The organism is Pedobacter zeae, from assembly GCF_014196715.1.
Classification (GTDB): domain Bacteria; phylum Bacteroidota; class Bacteroidia; order Sphingobacteriales; family Sphingobacteriaceae; genus Pedobacter; species Pedobacter zeae.
In genome coordinates, this window is record NZ_JACIEF010000003.1 from 615331 (window position 1) to 630735 (window position 15405).

16 protein-coding genes are annotated in these 15405 nt (G+C 39.6%); 6 read left to right on the forward strand and 10 right to left on the reverse strand.

The genetic code is table 11. The annotated features are described in order from the left end of the window. Positions 1-187: 187 nt before the first annotated feature. The 3 genes from namA to GGQ60_RS15710 all read right to left on the reverse strand — a co-directional run bounded on the left by namA (position 188) and on the right by GGQ60_RS15710 (position 2733). Positions 188-1252, reverse strand: a complete 1065-nt coding sequence (gene namA / locus GGQ60_RS15700) for an NADPH dehydrogenase NamA (protein WP_183766155.1) — start codon at positions 1250-1252, stop codon at positions 188-190. A gap of 93 nt (positions 1253-1345) precedes the next feature. Then, positions 1346-2335, reverse strand: a complete 990-nt coding sequence (locus GGQ60_RS15705) for an aldo/keto reductase (protein ID WP_183766157.1) — start codon at positions 2333-2335, stop codon at positions 1346-1348. Between the two features lie 2 nt (positions 2336-2337). Further along, complete coding sequence (locus GGQ60_RS15710; RefSeq protein ID WP_183766158.1) at positions 2338-2733, reverse strand: DoxX family protein; 396 nt, start codon at positions 2731-2733, stop codon at positions 2338-2340. Between the two features lie 252 nt (positions 2734-2985). Between GGQ60_RS15710 and GGQ60_RS15715 the strand changes: the two genes are divergently transcribed. The 5 genes from GGQ60_RS15715 to GGQ60_RS15735 all read left to right on the forward strand — a co-directional run bounded on the left by GGQ60_RS15715 (position 2986) and on the right by GGQ60_RS15735 (position 6986). Then, positions 2986-3813 carry an ABC transporter ATP-binding protein gene (locus GGQ60_RS15715; RefSeq protein WP_183766160.1) on the forward strand — a complete coding sequence of 276 codons (828 nt, stop codon included), beginning with the start codon at positions 2986-2988 and terminating at the stop codon, positions 3811-3813. A 3-nt stretch (positions 3814-3816) separates the two neighbouring features. Next, on the forward strand, positions 3817-4620 hold the full coding sequence (locus GGQ60_RS15720; protein ID WP_183766162.1) for a hypothetical protein: 804 nt from the start codon (positions 3817-3819) through the stop codon (positions 4618-4620). Between the two features lie 17 nt (positions 4621-4637). Beyond that, the gene (locus GGQ60_RS15725) at positions 4638-5012 is read left to right on the forward strand and encodes a GntR family transcriptional regulator (RefSeq protein WP_183766165.1); all 375 of its coding nucleotides are present in this window, start codon (positions 4638-4640) and stop codon (positions 5010-5012) included. A 4-nt stretch (positions 5013-5016) separates the two neighbouring features. Beyond that, entirely contained in the window at positions 5017-5868 is an 852-nt protein-coding gene (locus GGQ60_RS15730) for a hypothetical protein (protein WP_183766167.1), read from the forward strand. A 131-nt stretch (positions 5869-5999) separates the two neighbouring features. After that, positions 6000-6986 (forward strand): alpha/beta fold hydrolase, encoded by a 987-nt coding sequence (locus GGQ60_RS15735; protein ID WP_183766169.1) that lies wholly within the window; start codon positions 6000-6002, stop codon positions 6984-6986. A gap of 119 nt (positions 6987-7105) precedes the next feature. On the opposite strand, the gene GGQ60_RS15740 is transcribed toward GGQ60_RS15735, so the two are convergent. From GGQ60_RS15740 to GGQ60_RS15750, 3 genes are read right to left on the reverse strand one after another with little or no spacing between them, the layout of a single operon-like run. Further along, entirely contained in the window at positions 7106-8008 is a 903-nt protein-coding gene (locus GGQ60_RS15740) for a DUF6263 family protein (RefSeq protein WP_221235980.1), read from the reverse strand. 2 nt (positions 8009-8010) lie between these two features. Then, the gene (locus tag GGQ60_RS15745; protein ID WP_183766173.1) at positions 8011-8784 is read right to left on the reverse strand and encodes a M90 family metallopeptidase; all 774 of its coding nucleotides are present in this window, start codon (positions 8782-8784) and stop codon (positions 8011-8013) included. Positions 8785-8792: 8 nt separating this feature from the next. Further along, positions 8793-9830 carry a Gfo/Idh/MocA family oxidoreductase gene (locus GGQ60_RS15750; RefSeq protein WP_183766175.1) on the reverse strand — a complete coding sequence of 346 codons (1038 nt, stop codon included), beginning with the start codon at positions 9828-9830 and terminating at the stop codon, positions 8793-8795. Between the two features lie 106 nt (positions 9831-9936). Between GGQ60_RS15750 and GGQ60_RS15755 the strand changes: the two genes are divergently transcribed. Continuing rightward, positions 9937-10287, forward strand: a complete 351-nt coding sequence (locus GGQ60_RS15755; protein WP_183766177.1) for a hypothetical protein — start codon at positions 9937-9939, stop codon at positions 10285-10287. A 642-nt stretch (positions 10288-10929) separates the two neighbouring features. Here GGQ60_RS15755 and GGQ60_RS15760 read toward each other — a convergent pair. The 4 genes from GGQ60_RS15760 to GGQ60_RS15775 form a co-directional block, all read right to left on the reverse strand. Then, a complete protein-coding gene (locus tag GGQ60_RS15760) occupies positions 10930-11607 on the reverse strand; it encodes a YiaD family glycine zipper/OmpA-like lipoprotein (RefSeq protein ID WP_183766179.1) in 678 nt (225 codons plus the stop codon). Between the two features lie 179 nt (positions 11608-11786). Beyond that, positions 11787-12479, reverse strand: a complete 693-nt coding sequence (locus GGQ60_RS15765) for an ABC transporter ATP-binding protein (RefSeq protein ID WP_183766181.1) — start codon at positions 12477-12479, stop codon at positions 11787-11789. Positions 12480-12481: 2 nt separating this feature from the next. Then, positions 12482-13954 (reverse strand): DUF5687 family protein, encoded by a 1473-nt coding sequence (locus tag GGQ60_RS15770; RefSeq protein ID WP_183766183.1) that lies wholly within the window; start codon positions 13952-13954, stop codon positions 12482-12484. A 68-nt stretch (positions 13955-14022) separates the two neighbouring features. Continuing rightward, on the reverse strand, positions 14023-15303 hold the full coding sequence (locus GGQ60_RS15775) for a replication-associated recombination protein A (RefSeq protein WP_183766185.1): 1281 nt from the start codon (positions 15301-15303) through the stop codon (positions 14023-14025). Positions 15304-15405 lie beyond the last annotated feature (102 nt).

Genomic DNA, 15405 nt, shown 5'->3' on the forward strand with positions numbered 1-15405 from the left:
CGCTTTTTGTTTACCTACGTTTAAGAGAATCGTCATCTCAATCGGAGCAATGCAAAATGGAGATCTTTTACCATGTTTATTAAAAAGTTAAAGATTTCTCCATTATGCAACCGATGAACATCGGCGAACCTTCAGTCGAAATGACGATTTATGGAAGGTTATTAATACAAGAACACTTCTTAAATATCTATCTTTTAGCCCTTACATATTGATTCGGCCATTCAACGTCATCGCCAAGAACCTGTGCCGCATGGGTTGGAAAATAAGCATCACGCAACGATTCGCGTGCAATGAAAATTAAATCGGCTTTGCCTTGTTCTAAAATTTCCTCTGCCTGTTCTGCTTCAACAATCACACCTACTGCACCAGTATAAATACCAATTTCATTCCTGATTTTATCTGCAAAAGGAACCTGGTAGTTTGGTCCGGCCGGAATGAAAGCGTCGGGTACATTTCCCCCCGAAGAGGTATCAATTAAATCTACTCCGCGATCTTTTAACACGGCTACCAATTTTAACGAATCATTCTCGTTCCACCCACCTTCTGTCCAATCTGTTGCCGAAATACGGACAAATAAAGGTAAATTTTCTGGCCATACCGATTGTACTGCTTCAACCACATCGATTACCAAACGGATCCGGTTTTCGAAACTTCCTCCATAAATATCTGTACGTTTATTGCTCAATGGACTAAAAAACTGGTGCAGTAAATAACCATGCGCGGCATGTATTTCTACTACTTTATAGCCTGCATCGAGCGCCCGTTTTGCAGCTGCCCTGAACGCAAAAACAATATCCTGAATTTCCGAAACCGTTAATTCGTGTGGCTCTGCCTGCCCTGGCTTAAAAGGAATTGCCGATGGTGCAACAGGTTTCCAGCTATTTTCACCTTCAACAATCTGCGCTCCGCCGTCCCAGGGCACTTCGCAGCTGGCCTTTCTGCCTGCATGTGCCAATTGAATACCCGCAACAGCACCGTTATTATGGATAAAAGAAACGATCTGTTTCAGTTTTTCTACATGTTCATCTTTCCAGATGCCCAGATCTGCGTAAGTAATTCTGCCATCTGCAGTTACTGCCGAGGCTTCCTGAATAATCAATCCTGCCCCACCAACGGCGCGGCTGCCTAAATGCACCAAATGCCAATCGTTGGCAAAACCATCAACCGCAGAATACTGGCACATTGGCGAAATCACTATTCTATTCTTTAAGGTTACATCCTTTATAGTTAAAGGAGAAAATAATTTAGACATATCTTTTTTAATATTTTAACCACATAAAATACACACCGCACACGGAATGCTTTTTCTGTAAAAAACTTTGTGTGCCCTGTGGTTATATGACCATTAAAAGCCAGCGCGCGCTAATTCGGTATTAATTAGCTGAATTTCTCCGGCACTTAATTTTACATTTATTGCCGCTGCATTTTGCACCGCTTGTTTTTCATTTCTTGCACCTGCCAAAGCAATGGTGATGCCCGGGCGTTCAACTGTCCAACGCAATACCAGTTGAGATAAGGTGGCATTTTTCTCATCGGCCAACGGTTTTATCTTAGCCAAAAATGCATTTGTTTTTTCGATACTTTCTGGCGAGAAAAATTTATTTCCCTGGCGGTGATCCCCCTCTTCAAATTTGTAACCGGCCGTCATTTTTCCGGTTAATAAACCGCGTTCCATCGGGCTATAAGCTAAAACCGATTTATTTTTTTCAATGCAATAGGGAACAATTTCCTCTTCAACATCCCGGTTTACCATGCTAAATGGAATCTGGTTAGAGATAATTTCCAACGTCTGGTCTGCTTCTTTTAACTGTGCTACATCATAATTACATACCCCGGCATAACGTACCTTACCCTGTTCAATCAGCCTGCTCACGGCTTCGAAAGTTTCGCTGATCGGTGTGGTTGTATCCGGCCAATGGATCTGGTAAAGATCTATATAATCCGTTCCCAGGCGTTTTAAAGATTGCTCGCATTCGTAAATCACACTTTCTTTCCCGGCATATTTATAAATATCAATCTCTTTCCCCTCGTTGTTTTTACTCTTAAAGCCAAAATCGCCCCTGGCCAGGTCCCACCGCATCCCGAATTTGGTTACCAGCTGTAATTTATCGCGCGAGATGCCTTTTATTGCATCGCCTACAATTTCTTCACTATCACCCTGACCATAAATGGGTGCGGTATCAATTGAGGTAACCCCTAAATCGTAACTGGCTTTAATTGCCTTAATTGCATCATTTCTATCTGTGCTTCCCCACATCCAGCCTCCAGCTGCCCAGGCGCCAAATGTGATTACCGAAAGTGCTAAATCTGAATTTCCAATTTTTCTGTATTCCATAATTATTTTTTAAAGATGTTATCAACCGCATAACTGTTATGAGGTATGTAAGCAAGTAGTACCGATAAAAATGCCACATGAATGAGTTGAGAAGGCAGTGCATCCCAGTTTTCAATCATTGTTGTTCCGAAAATCAATGCTAGTGAAATCACTCCGGCCAATAATAAACCTTGTCGGGTAAATAAACCCAGTATGATCATAAACCCTGCTATAAACTCGGCAAATGGCAAAATATAACTAAAGGGAATAATCAATGTATCAGGTAAATATGATTTCGAAAATTGCCCAACCATCCAGCCACTAAAACCGGCAAGTTTTGGTAAACGCACCAAGCCGTGCCCGAAAAAACTCAAACCAATGGCTAAGCGGCTAAGCAGATATGCCCATTTTGGATCCATATTCTATCGATTTACTACAAACATACAATCTCCACTGTCAGGATGTTTCAATGCAACAACTATTAAACTGATATTTTACCTTTCAATGGCTAAGGAGAAAGCGCAGAAAAGGAAGTTGCATTAGGTGTCTGCCGTGCAATAGAACGGCAACCGCAGTGTGCTAAACGCTGATCCCGAATTTTTTTATTTAAAAATTTGGAGATAAGGAAACAAGATTATACTTTAGTGTATTATTTAACTAATACAGTAGATATGATCAATATTAACAATCTTAATTTTGGCTACAGCAAGCAAAAGCCATTATTTAAAAATATGAGCATGCGGTTAAGCAACGGCCATATTTATGGTTTGCTCGGTAAAAACGGAGCCGGCAAATCAACTTTATTAAAAAACCTCGCCGGTTTGGTGTATGCGCAGAGCGGTACATTGGATGTAATGGGTTATGACCCTGCAAAAAGACAGCCTGCACTTTTAGAGCAGATCTGTTTTATTCCGGAAGAATTTTATTTGCCATCGGTAAAAATTGACGCTTATATAAAGGCTAATGCCCCATTCTATAAAAATTTCGATCACAATTATTTCGCTGATCTGATCAAAGAATTTGATATTCCTGTTGAACAGAAACTCATCAATATGAGTTACGGGCAGAAGAAAAAAGTAATTATCGCCTTCGGGTTGGCTACCCAGGCGAAGCTGGTAATTATGGATGAGCCTACCAACGGGTTAGACATCCCATCGAAGGCCCAGTTCAGAAAAATTATGGCTTCGGCCATGACGGATGAGCGCTGCATTATCATTTCTACCCACCAGGTAAGAGACCTGGATAACCTGATCGACACGGTGATTATGCTTGATGAGAACGATATTGCTCTTAAAGCTACTGTTGAAGAAATTACCGCAAAATTAACCTTTAAAAAAGTAAAAGAGATTGATAACAGCATTATTTATGCCGAGCCATCCCTCTCTGGTTATAATGCCGTGATGCCGAACTACCACCAGGAAGAAAGCAAATTAGATATGGAGCTCCTTTTTAACGCCATACTTGCAGAAAAAATCAAATTTAAACCCTTATTCAGTTAAGCGATGAACAACACATTTAATATTAACCGGTTTAGCTTATTGCTTAAAAGACAATGGTTAGATTTTGGAAAAATTTATTTAATCAGTCTTATTGTACTGCTCGGAATTGTAGTGGGTTTTTATAGCTACAATATTCCATCACCCTTAAAAGATAATAATTTTGATTACGATGGCAACCTCGATATGCGTTTCCGTTATCCTCTTTTCCTGATTCTGGGTTTTGTTTTTATCAGTATTGTAGCCAGCAGCTATTTTAACATCCTGGGACAAAAATCAAGGGCAATTTTAGAACTGATGACACCGGCATCGACTTTCGAAAAATTCCTTGCAGGCGTAACCTACACTGCTATCATAAGCCTTTTCAGTTATTTATTGATTTTCTATTTAACAGATCTGGCTTTTGTAAAATATCTCAACAGCCATCTCAATGCTTTTAATCGTCCAGGTATCAGGCAAGTCGAATCCATCACCAACGAAGTATTTAATGATGAGGGCTACAGAAAATATTGCGGTTACTTTTTTGCCTTTCCATTTCTTGTTACCAGTATATTTCTTTTAGGTTCGATTTATTTTAACCGTTTCCATTACATTAAAACAGCATTATCCTTGATGGTGTTTATCGGCCTGGCATCATACCTGGTGGTTAAATTTTCGATGTGGATAATGGAAGGCAAGGTTCCCTACCATCACAGTTACAGGAAAGATGATAAGGACTGGATTTTGCTGGCACTTTTACTACTAACAAGCATCATCACCATCATCATTTGGGCGATTACATACATCCGCCTTAAAGAAAAAGAAGTTTAAATTTTAACGGTATCGATATGGAATTTAGAGACAATAAGGCAATATACCTTCAAATTGCAGAATATGTTTGTGAACATATATTGCTCGGAAAATGGAAAGCGGAAGAAAAAGTACCCTCGGTTAGGGAATTAGCCGTTGAGCTTGAGGTAAACCCAAACACCGTAATGCGCACTTATGAGTTGCTACAGAATAAAAACATCATTAATAATAAAAGAGGGATCGGATTTTTCATCACTGATGATGCTATAGACCATGTAAAAAGCTATAGAAAAGTATTGTTTATGGAAGATGAGCTCCCGGTGGTGTTCAGGAATATATATTTATTGAATATTAGCTTTGGTGAACTGGAAAGCAGATATAAAACATTTGTAAAAGAAAATTTTAACGCTTAACAATATGAAAACAAGTAATAAATTATTAATCAGCCTGGCGGTACTACTCATCGCTATACCAATTATAGTTGTGGCCATAAACGCAAAAGTAAATTACAAGGAAAGAGGGATTGAAGACTCTTATTTGGGTACACAACAAATCAATAATGAAAGTTTTGAACAAAAATCGAAAGAAAGGGTTAGCTTTTCATTGCAATCGCCTTTTAATGCAGTTCAGATTAAAGATGCAAAGGGTTTCAGTGTACAACTTTTTGTAAAAAAAGATAACAAATACGGACTTAAAATTCAGGAAAGGTTTAAAAACGATTTGAAGTATGAAGTAGATGCAAACGGTGTACTTCAACTATCGATTAAAAATTTTAACGAGGATAATGGCATTGAAAAAATTGTTATTGTCGTTTATTGCCCAAATATCAGCGAAGTTTCGGTCAAAAATTCAGATATTTTAGAATTTAGTGCACATTCTGATGCTGTAACATTAAACTTAGACAACGTTAAAGATCTATTTTTAACCGGAGATATTACCAGCAACGATTCAAAAGGGAAAATCACAAGTATAATTAACCCAACTAAAATTGGCAAACTTTACCTTAACCTAAATAAAACCAAGTTTAGCGGTTATACAAATTCTTTTAGGGATCTGTATGTTAATGCAAATAAATCAGAAGTTGAAATAGGGAATATGGATGAAAATAACACAAAGCCTTTCCCTTTTGATAATCTGAGTATCAAAACAACAGACACTTCCAGGGTACAATTGCAAAATGTGAATGTAAAATCCTTTGCAGGCGATTTCTCAGATGCTACAACGTTACAGATCCCAACACCCTTACTTAAACAGTTATTTAAGAAATAATACCAATTGGAAGTATTAATTAACCTTCTTTATTGAGCTTAAGTAAAAAAAGGGCATGATTTTTAAGCTAACTAATTGGCAAAAGTATAACTTGGGCCAATTAGTTTAGTTTTTACATCAATACCTGATTCATGAAGAAGTTTTTCTTGTTGTTTACCCTTTGTTTCTTCGTTCTTAGCCAGCTTAAAGCACAAAAAACAGATACCCTATCCATTACCCTAGATAACGTAAAATACCCTTATCCGGTTAAATATTTCCCGATCAATACTGAAGGGCAAGACATTAAAATGGCCTATATGGATGTTGCCCCCACGGCAAATGCAAATGGCAAAACAGCAATTCTTTTCCATGGAAAAAACTTTGGCGGTTACTATTGGACCAATGTTATTAAAGCCCTAAGCAACATTGGCTACCGCGTTATTGTTCCCGACCAGATCGGTTTTGGCAAATCATCAAAAGCATTTATCCATTACAGTTTCCACCAAATGGCTACCTGGAACAAGAGGCTTTTAGATACACTTGGCGTTCAGAAAGCCGTGGTTTTGGGCCACAGCATGGGTGGTATGCTGGCCACACGCTTTGCTTTAATGTATCCTGAAGCAACAGAAAAACTCCTGCTCGAAAACCCAATCGGCTTAGAGGATTACAAAACATTTATTCCTTACATTAATACCGCTCAACAATACAAAACCGAACTAAAAACCACTGCAGAAAGCGTTAGAAAATATTACCAGGGTTCTTATTTTACCTATTGGAAACCTGAATATGAATACCTGGTTGATATTGCAGGCGGCGTAACCCATAGTGCCGATTATCCGCGCTGGGCTAAAGTCGCAGCATTAACCTACACCATGATCTATGAACAATCGGTGGTATACGAATTTCAGAATTTAAAGGTACCTACTGTTTTATTTATTGGTAAGGAGGATAAAACCATTGTAGGCAAAGGATTGCTTACGCCAGATCAGCAGGCCCTGCATGGCCAGTACAAACTTTTAGGCAAACAGACGGCGGCTAAAATTATTGGTGCTAAAATCATCGAATTTGATGCCTGCGGGCATATACCGCACATCGAAATCCCGACCGAATTTTTGGTGGCTTTAACGGGTAGTTTGTAATATAAGTATTTTTGACCGATCGTCATTCTCGCGCATGCGTGAATCCTAAAGCTTATGATAAGCACCGTTATAAAGCATTAAGATTCCCAATCAAGTTGGGAATGACGACAACGCTAAACTTAATTAACCTCTTTTCCTATAATTTTATTAATGCCCTGCATTTCAAAATCGATGTCCTGCCCCATTGATTTCATTTTACCGTACAGTTCTACGCGGAGGTGGCTGTTTAATACAATACCGGTTTTAACATCAATTGATGTTTCTCCTGAGTTGGTACCACTTAAATCGGTTTCTATTTTGTTGCCCATCACTTCAAAATCACCTTTTGAAATCAATGTACCTTTTACACCCAGTATGGCCATGCCATCTTTTATTTCTTTCAATGTGTACTGTGTGATGGTCTCAATGGGCATGCTCATTTGCATTTTGGTATCAACGGTCCAGCTATCGCCTATTTTAACGGCCTTGTCAGGGTAAATTTTAAACGACGATTCCATCGTTTGTTTAACCACCTCATTGTTAAATTGTTTACTTAAGGCATTTTTAATCTGTTTAACCTGACCGGTATCCTTGCTCATCCTTTGCGACATATTATCGAGCATTTTATCTATACCTGCAACAGTTTTAATCCCTCCGTTTGGGCCTACCGTCATAAAAAAAGAGGCTCCTTTTATTCCCCTAAAAGGATTGTTTTTGGTGCTATCCTGATCGTCTGAATTAAGTGTCATGGCATTTCCCATTGCAGTCGATTTCATAAACGACCGGTTATAGGTTACCTTTATATCTTTATCGCCATTGTGAGCCTCGGTGATATCAAAAGTGTAATCGGTTTCTATGGTTTGCGTTGAGTGAACGTTCCTCCCACTAATTTTCTGGTTGATCATCTGATCTGAAATAAACGAGAAATTATATTTATTTCCTACCGGATAATTTTGCCTTAATACATAGGTTTTCTGCGCAAAACTGCCGATCGAAACCAGACTAAGGATTAGGGTGGCCAATATTCTCATTCGGTAATTCATTTTTAACCTGCAGGCTGTTGTGCAAAAATGCGGCTTAACTGAAAATACAGCTCTGGGTGTTTTTCTTTTAACAGTTCGGGTTTTTCAAAGAAATACTCAGATACTACAGCAAAAAATTCGGCCTGATTGGTAATGGCATAAGGGTTAATATCCGACTTGTTTTCTTCAATTTTTTCCATTTCCTCATGCATCATTTTAATCCATGGCAAAGTATATTCATGTGCCAGTAAATTCTCAGGAATACCGTCTGTCGCCCCATCAGATTTATCTAAAAGGTGCACAAATTCGTGTATTGCTGTATTTTCTTTACCTGCACTTTTAGAAAAACCATGGCGCAGTGCCGAACGCGATAAAATCATCTGTCCGTTCATATAACCCGTACCCACCATGCCCATAATATTCCTTTCGCCACCCTCGAACTGAAAATCTTTGTTAAAAGTATCCGGATACAATAAAACGCTCGTTAAGTTTTTGTATTGCCAATCGTCGAAACCAAAGATGGGGATAACGGCACTGGAGGCGATCAGCAACTCGTCTAAAGTGGTCATTTCTAAACCCACCGGCTCGATTTTAACTGTACTGAAAAATGTAGCCACCTTTTCTTCAAACCTAAGTTTATCTGTCGAATCAAGATTGTGGTAGTAGCTCACATAGTCGTCGAGTATTTTTTTGTCGACATCGGTTAATGGCTCTATCGCGACTTTCTTTTTCTTCAGGATTAAATAAAGGGCGATCAGGAAAATGGGGATCAGGTATGCAAAGGGAAGAGAATTCATGATAAGGATTATGTTGTTACCGGGCTTTCTATGATTTCTATCTGTGTTAAAACATCCTCGCGTGTTACCGGATACGGTTTTTTATTGCTTATTGCCTGGTAAACCGCTTCGAAAAGCGGCAAATAATTTCCTGCTTCTGATGGGATGATCTCCTCGGTCTTCTTTCCATTGGCATCAATGGTTGTTAATAAACCATCCTTATCCGCAGCTTCAATACCATAGCCCGCATCGGTTAATTTCATGCCTGCAAGCAACTGTTCTTCCTGGATATCACTCCTTTGTTTAATAAAGCTGCCATTTACACCATGTAAAACAAATCCAGGCTGTGGGTTTACTACTAACATGCTCGAGGTTACAAAAACATTTACGCTATCGGGATAGCTCAAATGGATCGAAAAATAATCATCCACCAATGTACCTATTCTATTTTTACCTAAAATTTTATAAAAACTTAAAGGTTTGCCAAATAAACTGATTACCTGATCTAAAAGGTGTGGGCCTAAATCGTATAACAGGCCACTGGCCTCTACCGGGTTTTCTTTAAATGCCTTTGGCCCGATTACGTTGCGGTAACGATCGTAACGCAGGTGCATCTCGTTCAACTTACCCAGTTTACCGCTTTCGAGTACTTTTTTTACGGAAGCGAAATCACTGTCCCAACGGCGGTTCTGGTAAAAGAAAATCTGTTTGCCAACGCTATCGGCCAGTTCGAAAAGTGCTTTGGCCTGTGCTGAGGTGGCGGTAAAAGGCTTTTCTACCAAAATATGTTTATGTGCATGTAATGCAGCCTTCGAATGTTCGTAATGAAGGTTATTGGGCGTATTAATCACCACCAACTCAATTTCTCCATCGTTCAGGAGTTCATCAACACTGTTGTAGCTTACCATATTAGGGTAATCGTTAACTGCATTTTTATTGCTACGTTCTACCACTGCCTTTAAATCGAAGCCTTCATGTGCATTTAGGAATGGGGCATGAAAAACCTTTCCTGACATGCCATAAGCTAATAAACCTGCCGTAATTCTTTTATTGATATTCGTATCCATAGGTCATAAATGTAACCAAAAATACCATTACCATTCAAGCTAAAGTGTTAAAAAGCCTAAACGTTTTACTTAAGGCTTACACGTTTTTACACTATCTTTGCAGGATATGAAACCATCGGAGATTAATGCCAAATGGAAAGTTTTACAGGAAAGGATTTCTCGGGAATTTAACTCGGAATTTCCGGATTTAAAGGTAATGCTTTTTCTCATTGGCATTCAGGAACTGGGCAAAGGGCCAAAGAAATACAGTAAACGTCAGAAAGAAGAACTGATGCATATTGCTACCTGCCGCTTATTGAGCGAAATGGGATTCTATGAACTGGAGGGCTTGGACCAGGATGGCTGGCCACATTGGAAACTGGTAAAAGCAATCCCGCCTTACACCATGCTGGAACAGGAGATGCTGATGAAATCGCTCGTGGTGAATTACTTTGAGGATATTTATTCAGCAGATTAAACCCGGTGGTGTCAGATATTTCTATCTGACACAGCGCTACCTAGTCAGGATGGCATTATCAGGCTGCGCAGTATTCATAATAGTGCTGGATATTCTCATCCTGCACAAACCTATTCAAAGATTTTTTAAATATTTTGTGCAGGAAAGATGCTGATCAAGGCTAACACAAGCTTGTATATTCTTATAGTTTTTTGAAAAGCAGGTTACTGTGGTGATCGGTTCCGATAGTCCCGCCATTCGCTTTACCTCTCTGCGCTCGGTGTCCGCTGCTGTCGGGTTTAGCTAACCCGGGGCAGTAGTTCTTAGGAAGGGTTGGATTACCGCGCTGGCTTGGACAAAACTTCGTAAGTTTTTCTAGCACATCTGCAACCCTGAATAGCTGCACCAGCCTCCAAATTTAAACGGGATTGAAGCGGCATCCTCCGATCCGATTTTCCATCGGAATCGAAGATATAGCGAAAAGCCCGGCTAACATAAAAAAAACAAGAGACCCTGCTTTCCAAAAATAGACCCTGAAACAAATCTGGATGACGACCGTTTATGCAATTTATTGTGCTATATCAGATACCACAAAAAAACCCCAGTGGATGTACACTGGGGCTGCATATATAATGACCTCATAGGTAGAGGGAATTTGCAATATTATCCTTGTTTTTGTGCTGTAGCTTTTAAGGCATCGTTAGCAACAATTACAATTTCTACACGACGGTTGGCTGCACGGCCTGCATCGGTATCGTTATCAGCAATTGGCTCAGAAAAACCTTTACCAATCGTCACCAACCTTGATGCCGGAACACCTTGAGAAACGGCATACGCTTTAACAGCTGCTGCTCTTCTTTCTGAAAGGCCCATGTTATATTGTTCGGTACCACGGCTATCGGTATGGCCGATAATTTTGATATCGGTATCAGGATATTGGTTTAATGACGATGCTAAACTCTGAATATTGGCTTTAGCTGCATCTTTTAAGGCAGTTTTATCGAAGTCGAATAAAATACCACTATCGAATTTTACAATAATACCTTCCCCTTCACGAATAACTTCTGCGTTGGGAATAGCTTTCTGAATTTCGGCAGCCTGCCTATCCATTCTGCGGCCGATAAAAGCTCCTGCTGTACCACCAATAGCACCACCAATTAAGGCTCCAACTGCTGTATTACCGGCTTTTTTACCGATTAAAGCGCCGATTACACCACCGGCAGCTGCACCTATACCAGCACCTTTTTGTGTTTTAGTTAAACTATCACAACTTTGGAATGCCATAGAGCCAACGGCCAATCCTATACTTAGTGTTGCTATTCTTACTTTTGAAATACTCATGATATGCTAGATTTATAATTTCCATCCGACATGTTCAAACACAATGCCAAAAACTAACGGAACCCATACTTCGGCTCATTTTGATCAATTTTCGTTAGAAACAAGAACCTTATTTACAAAAAAAGAGTCCCAATTAATCAGGACTCCTCTTACATATTGTATCATTCTTAGTACAAAAACTAAGCAGAGAAATAGCTCTCCAGTTCTTTTAACGTGTTTTCATCTGTCTTAAAATCCTTAATTACCTGTCCTTTTTCTACCAGCACAATGCGGCTACACACATCGGTAACATGATTTAAATCGTGACTGGAGATAAAAGTAGTCATGCTGCCTGCCTGTTCTTTTAATAATTTCTTTAAACGGATCTGGGTAGTTGGATCGAGGTTAGCAAAAGGTTCGTCCAAAATTAATATTTCGGGTTTTTGCATCAATGCGGCGGCAATACCTACTTTAACCTGGTTACCCTTGCTAAAATCGCGTATGTATTTGCCACTGTTCAGGATTTCGCCATTAAAAAACTCCACGTATTGATTAAGGTATTCAGATACATCCGCTACACTTAAATTGTGTAAACTGCCAATAAAAATAAAATACTCTTCGGGTGTGAGGTAATCGATCAGGAAACCTTCATCCAAAAAAGATGCGGTATAATCTTTCCATTTATCGTTCTGCATTACGTTTTCGCCCTTCGATAACACTTCGCCTGTAGTCGGGCGGATCAGATCTAAAAGCATCCGGAAGAAAGTAGTTTTACCTGCGCCGTTATTCCCTACCAAACCCACAGTTTCGCCGGCAGCAATCTGCAGATCTTCGATGTTTACAACAGTTTTATCGCCGTAAACTTTTTGTAATTTCTTAACTTCTAAAATCATAATTATTCTCTAAAGCCTTCGGCTATTTTATATCGTTGTTTTTCAAGTCGTTTCGCAATGTAGTTTACCCAAAAGCCCCTTAACAGTAGCATGATTAAACCAAATATGCTCACTACAGCCAACCCCCAGTAAGGTTTATTCAATATACCAAATGGCACATACATTAAAATTGGGGTAAGTGCATAAGGGAACATTAAAAGCCATTGCGTGGCACCGGTGCCCTGGTAATTAAAGCTCGCGGCCTTGGTAATATCCAATCTTTTATAATTTAGAGTAGCGAGATAAAGCACGACCACTGTTCCAAAACCAATATTATATAAATACGCCGCTAAGTGCAGGAGCAATAATTTCGGGCTTAAAAAGCCATAAAAACTGGCCAATATTGTAATGATGGTACAGCCAATGGTAAATAACAAAAATTTAGCCTTGATGAAATCTTTAAAGTTAATTTTATTGGCCAATAAGCCATCAAAATGAGCACTTTGCCAGGCAAACATGAACTGTCCATAAATAATAATCGAAATGCCGGTCATAAATATGGCGCCGAACATCATCTGACCGAAGGCATCGCTATTGATTGCCTTTTCCTTGTAAAAAATAAACCCATAAAAAAGGAAAAAGAAGCCCATAATAACTGCTGAACGCGGGCGCTTATGGCGAAGGATTAATTTTAGCTCTAAAGCAGCCAGTTCGCCAACTTTACCAAAACGGTTAAGAAAAGCGTAATCGGTACTGCCTTTTTTCTCCTGTTTCTTACTCAGTTCCTCTACATACAGGTTTTTACGTAAGAAACCGGAGTTGAAATAAAATATAGCTATGGCAGCCAGGGTAAATACAAATGCATAATACGGATGCGCTGCAATGGCACGGAATACAAAATCGGAGCCGCTCATAATGGAAATTACCTTGTAATATTCCAATGCGGCAAAAGCCGCAATTACAACCAATCCTAAAAAGGTATAAAGTGTATTGGTGATTGATTTCCGTTTGATATACAGCACGAAATAATTGTTAAAAACCATAATTGAAAATATCGAAACGATATACATGACGGTCGTAACTGCTCCTAGTGCTGGCGCTATTTTAATAAAGCAGAAAGGCAGAAAAATAAAAAAGGGCCAAAGGTTAAAAGCCGAAAAGAGGGCTTTAACATTTAAAAACCTGATGATCTTATTTCTCGAAATTCTTAAATGCAGATAGGGAATAATGCTTAACGTTGGCAACTCCTGAAATTGCAAACGCATGATGAAATCGAATGCAAAATAATAAAGAATGATGCCGTTAAAACTTTTGATCGGGTCTTGTTTGGGGAAGAAGTAGGCCAGTAAGTGCGACATACCAAAACCGGCCGCGAGTGCCAAAACCAAAAAATACAATAAAAAGAAGCCCAGAACAATCTGGCCGGCAATGCTACTGCCCCTGTTCCGCGAACGCCAGAAAGATTTTCTTTGATGGCTTAAAAAAGTACTCAGCATATTTAGTTTAGGTGTTTGATTTTATCGTTATATCCACTATTAGTATACATTAGGCAGAAAATGTTACACTAGTAGTTGTATTTGTTTTTCCAGTTCTGCCTAAGCTTTTCGCGCAATTTCTCTTCAGCAGGGTTTTTACCAGGATCGTAGATTTTCGTGCCGCTTAATTCTTCCGGAAAATATTCTTGAGGTGAAAAATTACCTTCGTAGCTATGTGAATATTGATAATCTTTTCCATAGCCGATATTTTTCATCAGTTTGGTAGGTGCATTGCGGATGTGCAGTGGCACCGGCAGATTACCCGTTTGCCTAACCAATGCCTGCGCCTTGTTAATGGCCTCATAAGAGGCATTGCTTTTGGGCGAACTGGCCAGGTAGGTTACACATTGCGACAGGATAATACGTGCCTCCGGGTAACCGATTACATTTACGGCCGTAAAACAGTTATTGGCCAATAAAAGGGCATTTGGATTGGCATTACCTATATCCTCAGAAGATAAAATCAATAACCGACGGGCAATAAATAGCGGATCTTCTCCCCCTTCGATCATTCTTGCCAGCCAGTAAACTGCCGCATTGGGATCACTGCCCCGGATTGATTTGATAAAGGCCGAAATAATATCGTAATGCTGTTCTCCGGCTTTATCATAAAGTGCGAGGTTCTGCTGTGCATGGGCCAGCACATTCTCATTGGTGAGCACGATTTTATTACCTCCAATACCGTTGATGGCAATTTCGAGTACATTTAAGAGTTTCCGCGCATCGCCACCGGATAAACGGATTAAGGCTTCATGTTCTTTGATCGAAATTTCCTTCTCAGCAAGAACCGCATCTTTTTTGATCGCTGTTTGCAATAAACCAACCAATTCTTCTTCTGTGAGCGATTTTAAAATGTAAACCTGGCAACGGGAAAGCAAAGCGGAAATGACCTCGAAAGATGGATTTTCGGTTGTAGCGCCGATTAAAGTAACCAGTCCCCTTTCTACAGCCCCCAATAAACTATCCTGTTGCGATTTACTGAACCGGTGGATCTCATCAATAAACAAAATGGGTAAACCTAAAAAGCTGTCTTTTAGCTGAGCAGCACGGTCAATTACCTCGCGGATATCTTTTACACCGCTATTAATGGCGCTTAAATTAAAAAATGGCCGGTCTAATGCTTGTGAGATGATATAAGCCAAAGTCGTTTTACCTACTCCCGGCGGGCCCCAAAAAATCATTGATGGCAGCTGACCGCTTTCAATGGCTTTGCGCAATACGGCATGCTCTCCTACCAAATGCTGCTGACCAACATATTCATCTAGGTTTTGAGGGCGCATACGTTCGGCTAATGGAGGCAGGTTTTGCATAATGGTAAATATATAAAAATTGAGTATTTTGTTTGTCGATAATTTACTAACCAAATGTTAGCGGCATAACCCATCAACAGTGGTGTAGCTAAAACAAAAAGA